The organism is Salinivibrio sp. EAGSL (assembly GCF_013366455.1).
GTDB lineage: Bacteria > Pseudomonadota > Gammaproteobacteria > Enterobacterales > Vibrionaceae > Salinivibrio > Salinivibrio costicola.
This window is the reverse complement of sequence record NZ_JABWMG010000038.1, coordinates 1-6295: the sequence shown is the minus strand read 5'-3', so window position 1 is coordinate 6295 and position 6295 is coordinate 1. Positions and strand designations below refer to the sequence as shown.

At 46.8% G+C, this 6295-nt stretch carries 4 protein-coding genes; all 4 read left to right on the top strand.

All coding sequences use genetic code 11. The features are described 5' to 3' along the window. Positions 1-1004, top strand: a 1004-nt coding sequence (locus HLG76_RS14515; protein ID WP_175993923.1) for a type VI secretion system Vgr family protein, incomplete at its 5' end; no start/stop codon positions are given. Further along, the gene (locus tag HLG76_RS14510; RefSeq protein WP_077677715.1) at positions 1001-1807 is read left to right on the top strand and encodes a DUF4123 domain-containing protein; all 807 of its coding nucleotides are present in this window, start codon (positions 1001-1003) and stop codon (positions 1805-1807) included. The genes HLG76_RS14515 and HLG76_RS14510, both read left to right, overlap by 4 nt. Then, the gene (locus HLG76_RS14505) at positions 1800-5342 is read left to right on the top strand and encodes a toxin VasX (protein ID WP_175993922.1); all 3543 of its coding nucleotides are present in this window, start codon (positions 1800-1802) and stop codon (positions 5340-5342) included. The genes HLG76_RS14510 and HLG76_RS14505 overlap by 8 nt, the downstream gene beginning before the upstream one ends. 31 nt (positions 5343-5373) lie before the next feature. Then, positions 5374-6295: hypothetical protein (locus HLG76_RS14500; RefSeq protein ID WP_175993921.1), on the top strand; the 922-nt coding region annotated here is incomplete at its 3' end.

The following is a 6295-nucleotide window of genomic DNA, read 5'->3' as shown; positions in this document are numbered from 1 at the left end:
GTGATGAACACGGGCGAGTGAAAGTCCACTTCCCGTGGGACCGTTATTCCAACGGCGATGACAAAAGCAGCTGTTGGATACGGGTGGCCCAAGGCTGGGCAGGTAGCCAATACGGCATGATGGCCATACCCCGTATTGGCCATGAAGTGATTGTGTCTTTCTTGCACGGTGACCCGGACCAACCGATTATCACCGGGCGCACCTATCATGCGACCAATGTGCCGCCTTATACCTTACCGGCACACAAAACCAAGACGGTTTGGCGCAGCGAGAGCCACCAAGGCGAGGGCTACAACGAGCTCACGTTCGAAGACCAATCGGGCAGTGAGCAAGTGTATTTACACGCACAAAAAGACTGGCACACCGAGGTAGAAAACGACCGCGTGACTGAGATAGGTCATGACAACCACCATCAGGTACACAACGACCAATTTCATCGTGTGATGGGCAATGCGCATCATACCGTGGAGGGAGAGAGTCGCACCCGTATTGGTGGCAACCACTCCAATCTCGTCAAAGCCAGTGAGCACTATAAAGTCGGTAAGGTTCATGCGGTGGAAGCCGGAAGTGACATTCACCTAAAAACGGGCGCTAAACTGGTGATCGAAGCCGGTGCAGAAGTTACCTTAAGTGCCGGCGGTAGCTTTGTGAAAGTGGATGCGGCAGGCGTGCATGCTTCTGGTGCCGCGGTGAACTTAAACTCAGGCGGCAGCGCAGGCAGTGGACCAGGCTTTAATGGCCAAATGGCGAAGCGTCCCAAAACTATCGACGCCTTGGCCGATCCCGAAGCCGCGCCACTCCCCGATATCCAAGCGGTTGATGTAATGACCACATCAGAAACACAGCAAGGGGCACCGACGCTTATCGCTGTTCCAGCGACGGCGAGTCTTGTGCAACAAGTTATTGCCGACGTTAAATCTGAAATACCAATTACGCAAGCGTGTCTTAAACAACCTGACGGTAGTTGCCCGCTGTCAGACTGCCCCTGTGGGAATAACGTATGAGCTTACATCTAGCATCCACCCATGGTGATGAGCCGATAAATTGGTATGCGCTAGTGAGTGACTATGACGGCATGCATCAAGAGGTTTATGGACTTATTGCTGGTCACAATATTGAACCACTTTATTTGTCGACGCCGCTATCAGTGATGATAGAGCGTAGTCCACTTGTTATTCCTTTGAGAGCGAATGACTGCATTGTCGATAAGCTATCCAAAGATAGGACTTTATACTTTTCTGCTCCAAACACGGTAGGGCTCGACGCTGTTCTAGCGCAGTTAAGAAATCGCCTTCAAGTGCAGTTTTCAGCCGCGCGAAAAGGCTTTTTACATTACTACGTACCGGCAGTAGCAAGCTATTTTTTGTTGCTTGCTGAACCAAGTGATACCGCTGATTGGCTCGGTATTCTCTCTGGGGCTTATGTTTACCAGAAGATACACAGTCGACAACCTGAGTGGGTGCATATCCTCGGAGCAAATACCGTAGAAGCATCGTCGTCATTGTGGCAGCTGACGGATTCACAGAAAGATGCATTGAACGAAAAGCACACAGAGCAAGAGATACAGCAATGGGCTGAAACGCAAGGCATTGACGTGTTTGACTGGCCCAAACAAAAAGCAGTTAGCCACTTTTGTGCAAAGCATCGAATAGAGAGCCTGGCGTTAATCAATAAGGTTCACGCTCTCCTACATGAGAATGCGATCAGTTTGGACGAAGCATCGTTAACAATCGCACAAGGACAGACTGAAACGAGCATTGTGGAACAATTAGAGAAATGGGTGTCTAGGGAGTATTTAAATGTCTGATAAGTTTTCTTCAGCGCCTGCATGCGATGGCAAAAAGCTTCTTATTGAAGTGACAGGAATACAACATGGAGCTGAGCAGGATTTTGAATTTTATGATCTAACAGACATGACGCAGCAACCTTCTCTTGAAGCCAAGAAGAAGATAGATCCCGAACTCGATGACACCACGGTATATAGCTGGGACTGGAGCGACGAGAAAGAAAATCGTAACGTTTGGTTGAAAGTGGATGCCGACGGTGGACCCATTAAGCTACCGCTATTTGAAAATGTAACAGTGACTGAGAGAAAGCAAGACGAGCAAGATTACTTGGTTCACTCAGTGCTTCCGCTCACTCTTTTGCCGTCATATCAGGGATCCGTGACCAATGCGGACCGTGTGGCACCTGTTCGCGCGGGGTATTTATATGTTTTTTATAACCACAAAGCATGGCGAGAGATCCACATTACACCTGAAGACGGGGAAATGTGCTTAAAAGACGTTCATCTCTATCGTTATCGAGAGGGGCGAGATCAACCCTTTAAAGATGAAGAACGTGTGGCGACAGGAATGCCCTTAGGTGAGATTTGGATCCCCGCCAAAGCAAATAACGAGCAATCCGTTGTTCATATTGCATTTTCTGAAGTGCAATGGAGTGCGCCCCGTCTGAACTATCTTGAGGCACACTCAGAGCATTTAATGCAACGTGCTAAACCGCTAGACAGTCTTAATGCGGTTGATGGGTCAGACATACTGAAAATCACAGCGTTACCTGCTATGCGAATGAGGGCGCCTGAATTAGAGTTCTTCCTTGCCGAGCCGATGCAGCTCAATCGCGATCTCTCCGGCGCTTGGGTTAAGCAAACCTATCAAACGGTGAAAGGAGAGCTCGAGTCCATGAGGGAAGATGGTGCGTCCGCGCCGAATATGCTTCGGTATTATGATCACCAACCTCACCGCTACGAGTATGGGCTCAGACACTCTGCACTGATGGACATTCTTTCTCCTGACGCTGAAGAGAGCGAAATGTGGGAGGCTGAAACGACAGACGACTACCTCGCTCAAGCCAAGCAACGTCATTTAAGAGCCATCGTGCTGGATGATCCGCTTTTTGACCTTAGACACCATACATACCTCGCGCGAAGTGGTGTGGCTTACATGCAACAAATTTACGTTGATATGAGCCAACAACCTCATTACCGCTCTGCGGAGTTAGTGCAAAAGCTCGTTGTTCCTCCCAAGTTTGGCGAAAATGAAAATCCGTCACATGCTGCGTACGATGAGATGGATACTTTCTTAGGGGGACGTTTTCATCGAACACTTCGCACCGTAGAGCGTCAAATATGCTGCACCGATATAGAAAATTTGCAAGGTTACGTACAAAGCATTATTGAGGAACCGCGGCTGGCTGAGGTGATACGAGATATTAGTTCACTCAACGATATTAATGCAGCGGCAGCCCACAAGCTGATAGGGGAAGCGGCATCTGCGCTTTGTGCGAATACGAAAAAGCTTGACCAACTATCTCACTGTGATAGCCGGAGGATGTCTCCCTATTTCGATACGGCAAAAGCCATTTTATTACCCAACAGTGGATCGGCTTTGCACTCGATACTCTTCCCTGCTGAACAAAGTGTTAGCTTGGACGAATGTTTGGAGCAGCCGCCAGAGGCGGCTAATCTAGGCGACGGGTTGGCAACGCCTGAATCATTGGCGTTGTGGTTTAAAAAGGGTCAGGATATTCAAGATGAAGATTTACGCATCTTCGATCTTGCTTTTATGTCGTCTGCCAATAACAACGAAGAGGGCGCATTTGGCCCCGTGCGACAGGTTGCGAATACTCTAGATGGCATTCTTCGAGGCTATTACGAAATATTGTTGGAATTGAGCCAAGATTTGGCTGATGAAGCGAAGGTGATTGAATTTAACAGTGCCTATGCACCTGTTTTGCGGCTAATGAAAGCAGCAAATAGCGAGGTGTGGGGGGACATTACCTATCAGCCCGTTGGCGGAAAGGCGTTTAGAGGGACCGTCGTTGGCGTCGAAGGGCATGGTCTGACTTGGGGCCTAAGTAATACCGATCGAGAGCACATAAAAACTAAGCAAAAAAATGCACCCATGGCACGTATGTATGAAAATGCGTCAGGGAAACTGGTGGCCTCAACCGGTAAAAATGCGTTTAGGCCGAGTGATATACCCGGTGTTGATCGCGCAGCAGTTGGGCCTAAGTTGCCACTTAAAGTGGTTGTGGTGTCAGAAGACAGCCATGTGGCAGAAGCCTTTAATCAAGCCAACACCCGCCGAGCGTTAAATAATGTCAACCAGACGGCCAGCAATGCCTACGAGGGATTACGTGTTCCTTATTTTATTGCGGTTATTGAGCTTGTAAACCTTATGGTTAACACTCAACATTTTAGTAACTTGGCCAGAAGTAAGGATTCAGTTTACTCTGGTGCCCAGGTGATTAGCGTTGCAGCGGATCTCGGTATTGCGACCGTACATGCTTCTAACTTGTATACACAAAATGCCTCTCGACTTGCGACTGTATCAAATGCCAAAGCTTTTAACGTACCCAATTCTCTGGTCGATTGGGTATCCTCTAAAAGTAATACAGTAAGGCTGGTTGGTAAAGTTAGCGCAATAGGTCTAGCCAGCCTTGCCGCAGGCTTTTTAACCGCGGCGATTGCTGGTTGGGATGCGATTCGTCTATGGCAAAGCAATGATATTGATGCCAGTATTGCCAAGGGAATGGTGGCAACAGGAGCCTTGGTTACCACAGTTGCGACAGGGTTATTTACTACCAGCGCACCAATACTATTTGGTATGGGCCCAGTGGCTTGGCTAGGTATAGGCCTGTCAGTAGTGGGATTGGTCCTCTATTCGTTTTGGAAAAACACCCCCTTAGAAGATTGGATGACGCATGGCCCCTTTTCTGAAGAGCCTAATGAAGACTATCAGCACCTGTTAGATCCTAAGTCGGCGTATGAACATTTGGTAGGCTTGTTTTTAAAAATATCTACAAAAGGTTATCATCTCGAGAGTCAAACAGCTTTTTCTGAACAATTGAAACGCCGTATGCGAGCGCTTGGTGCAACACATATTATTCATGTGAATACGAACCTAGCCTCATTGCTAAACCCAACTAGCCTTGATACCGACTTTTATGCACGTCAAGCAATTGAAAGAAAAACGGTGAAGATTAGTCGTGTAGGTAGGCAAGAAGAGAGAGAGATCATCAACATAAGTTCGGCTAATTCAACACTATTAAAGCAAGAAAAAACTGACGAAGGCTACGCGTTCTTTATTAAGTACGAAAAGCACGTGCCCAAAACAAATATGGAATCTCGTTTGCTTTCTGGGCGAGTTTATGAACATCACTACTCGCCAGCGTTAATTACAAGGGCTCAACTTAAAGTCGAAGAAGCTATTTTTCCAACACTGACGATGGAGCAACTTGAAGAGGGAAAAGTTAGAACCCCTGTGCCTAGCTTTAATCTAGATGATGATAGCGATCTAGGTTGGGCGAAAGACTCATTAATAATAAACACACGTGGCTAATGCTTGTAAAACAATAATTTGGTAGTAATTAATGGCATATAATACCGAGTACATCACTCCACAATCATCTAAACCACCGCACGGCTTTTTACAGCGGCTACTGACTAAAGGGCAAGTTTTACCCTTTACCAAGGCAAATGACACCATTGCTTTGTCACTTGCTCGAGAAACAATGCCATCGAAAATAAAAGAGACAGAAGGGAATGAAAAGCCATCATTCTGGACTGAAAGAAGTTTAGATAGTGAATCTCTATCAGGCTGGTCTCAGTTATACTTCTTGATAGTAGGGTTGGTAAAAGTAATACTAATATTATTTCTACCTTTGGCCTATTTGGTGTTCCTTTATCCATTGTTGTTTGGTTATGCAAGTTGGGATAAAAGATGGGATGATTGGTTAATGGTTTCTTACGGCCTAACCCTTTATTTCACACTTCCTTGCTTGCTTATATGGGGTCACTACAAGTTGGTATGTAAAGGCTACTATTTCTTAGCGCCTTTCTTAAAAAGCAAACGTGTTTATAGCTTAAACCGTCAAACAGGGATGGTGACCTTGTATAAGCGTGGCAATAAAGTGCGCTTTACGCATCCTTTTATTGAATTTGATTGTGTATTGATGTCGGCACCCAGCCCGCAAGGCCACCTGAACTACAATTTGATGTTAGTTCATCGCTATCAGCCTTACTCTGTGGGCGTACCTATTAGTAACTTAATTGGCACCAACGAGCGTGTGGTGGAGTACCAGCGCTTGTGGAATATGATCCAGCGTTACATGGATGTGAGCCAACCGATGCCAGATCTGTTGGTGTTAGAAGAAGCTAGAGCCAAAGACTCTGTAACCGCTGCCCATGATCAACAGACTGGCCGTGATCCGCGTTACTGGCGAGATATGAGCGATGATACCTACAAGAAGACGCTAGCGGAAATAGCCGAACAACAAAAAACATCGCCCGCCA